This window comes from Colwellia sp. BRX8-9 (genome assembly GCF_014077245.1).
GTDB lineage: Bacteria > Pseudomonadota > Gammaproteobacteria > Enterobacterales > Alteromonadaceae > Colwellia_A.
On sequence record NZ_JACGVN010000052.1, the window covers coordinates 1 to 1066 of the forward strand.

Annotated in this window: 1 protein-coding gene; it reads left to right on the forward strand. The window is 43.1% G+C overall.

The features are described 5' to 3' along the window. Window positions 1-21: 21 nt before the first annotated feature. Entirely contained in the window at window positions 22-996 is a 975-nt protein-coding gene (locus H4J70_RS20230; RefSeq protein WP_182251789.1) for a transposase, read from the forward strand. Window positions 997-1066: the final 70 nt, after the last annotated feature.

The window sequence follows — 1066 nt, forward strand, 5'->3', positions numbered from 1 at the left end:
CTACTTTATCTTAGGTGAGTTATGGCCACGCCAAGGAAGCAACAAATCAGTTTAGTAGACACACCTTATTACCATTGTGTGGCGCGTTGTGTTCGACGCGCTTTCTTATGTGGTGAAGATACCTTTTCAGGTCAAAGCTTTGAGCACCGGCGAGGTTGGGTGGAAGACAAACTGCATTTTCTGACGCAAGTCTTTGCGATTGAGGTTTGTGCCTATGCGGTGATGAGTAATCACTATCATGTGGTGTTATTTATTGATGAAGAAAAAGCGAAGCAGTGGACAATGACTGACGTACTTGTGCGTTGGCACCGCATACACAAAGGCACGTTACTGACCAAACAATATTGCAACGGTGACCGCTTAGCTCAACCCTTACTTGATGAGGTTAATGCAACCGCAGAGGTCTATCGAAAGCGCCTGATGAAAATCAGTTGGTTTATGGGGTATATTAATGAAAGTATTGCAAGAGCCGCTAACCAAGAAGATAACTGCACCGGTAGATTTTGGGAAGGACGCTTTAAATCCCAAGCGTTATTAGATGAAGCAGCGTTAGCGTCTTGTATGGCCTATGTTGATTTAAACCCTATTCGAGCCAATATCGCAAAGACACCAGAGAGCTCAGCCCACACAAGCATAAAACGTCGTTGTAAAGAGGCAAAAAAGGGCCAACAGCCCAAGACCCTGCTTTCCTTTATTGGTAACCCCAGGAAAAACATGCCAAAGGGCCTACCTTTTGAACTCGCCGACTATCTTCAATTAATTACGTTAACTGGCCGTTGTATTAGCGGAGATAAACGGGGTTTTATCGAACAAAAACAACCTGAGATACTCAAGCGATTGAATATCTCAGCGGACAACTGGTTAATCATCACCACCGAATTTAGAACACAATTTCATGGTGCTATCGGCCACGAAGATGTGCTGAGTGACTACTGCGAGCATCAGCAATTAAAGCGACGACATAACTTAAGCCATTGCAATAAACTCTTTGCTTGAAAACATTAAAACAGGTGTGAATTATAAAGCCATGATTTTGGAGAAATAGCCTTGCCAAAAAATTGTTATT

Bases quoted from the DNA above. Each gene is read 5' to 3' on its own strand.
- H4J70_RS20230 (WP_182251789.1), top strand. From the start codon at position 22: ATGGCCACGCCAAGGAAGCAACAAATCAGTTTAGTAGACACACCTTAT.